At 54.8% G+C, this 1,340-nt stretch carries 1 protein-coding gene; it reads right to left on the minus strand.

Features of this window, described 5'->3' with window-relative positions:
- Positions 1-109 precede the first annotated feature (109 nt).
- Positions 110-1,340: Ig-like domain-containing protein (locus AC6CIA_RS26295; RefSeq protein WP_498316064.1), on the minus strand; the 1,231-nt coding region annotated here is incomplete at its 5' end.

Raw genomic sequence — 1,340 nt, forward strand, 5'->3', positions numbered from 1 at the left:
CCCCATGTGACGGACTCACTCAGCTGTAAATGTTCGCCAATGTCCATATCGAATCCGTCACTCAAGAGAAGCAAAAGTAAAAGCAAATTTAAAAACTAAACGCTGAAGACTAAAAACCCGACCGCACACACGCCACATTTACCTTCCATGTGTCGGGGATGTAGGTAGATAATCCATTGGGACCCCAACCGGTGTAGTGCATATCTGGATCCCGCGGCTCAATGAGCCAGTAATAGTCCCCCTCTATGTTATTAGTCCCCCCACACTGGCCCTGGAGCGGCCAGCCATGTACCGAACACAGCTCGGTATTCTTTGGACGACCTTCTGTAGATTCCTTCCAAAGAGCTTTAAATTCCGCCTGTGTCGGTAGGCGAGCATTCTTAGCTATACAACCAGAATTAGCATCAGCCCAACCCTTATTTCCGCTCAATAATATAAAGCGTTCTATCAGAGGAGCCACAACAAACGTCACGGAGATCTTCTGGCTTACACCGTTGGTTGTCGCAGTTACTTCACTATCGCCAACTTTCGTACTTGTTAAGCCTACTAACGCTTTACCGTCTATATCCGTTGTGGCGCTAACTGGGATGGTCGCACCGTTAGTTGCGGTGAACTTCACCTCGGCACCAGGCACGACGTTGCCGTTGGCATCAGTCACCAACACTTGCACGCTGTTGCTCGCCGCACCGTTGGCCATAGCACCGTTGGACACGACCGTCAAGTTGCCCGCCTCAAGCGTCGCCGTCTCGCTGTCGGCCACGAACGCCACAGTGACCTTCTGGCTCGCGCCATTGATAGTCGCCGTCACTTCACTGTTACCGGCTTTCGTGCTGGTCAACGTCACCGACGCTTTGCCGTCTACACCTGTCGTGGCAGTACCTGGGATGGCCGCGCTATTAGTCGCGATGAGGTTCACCTCGGCATTAGGCACCACGTTACCGTTGGCATCGGTCACGGTCACTTGCACGCTGTTAGTGTCAGTGTTGTTTGCAGCCGCACCGTCATTCAGAACAATCAGGCTGCCCGCAGTGATTTCAGCCGTACCCGCATCCGCCACGAAGGTGGTGTCCACGGTGCGGTCGCTGCCATTGATGCTGGCTTTCACGGTGCTGCTGCCTGCCTGGGTACTGGTCAGCGTCATGCTGGCCACGCCCGAGGCGTTGGTAGTAGCGGTAGGACCGGTCAGTGCTGCCGCACCGGATTCCACGCTGAAAGTGACGACCTGATTCGGTACCAGGTTGCCGTTGGCATCGGTCACCGTCACTTGCACGCTGTTGGTGTCGGTGTTGTTTGCAGCCGCACCGTCATTCAGAACAATCAGGCTGCCCGCTGTGATTGCG

The sequence above is a fragment of the Pseudomonas sp. GQ91 genome (assembly GCF_059758795.1).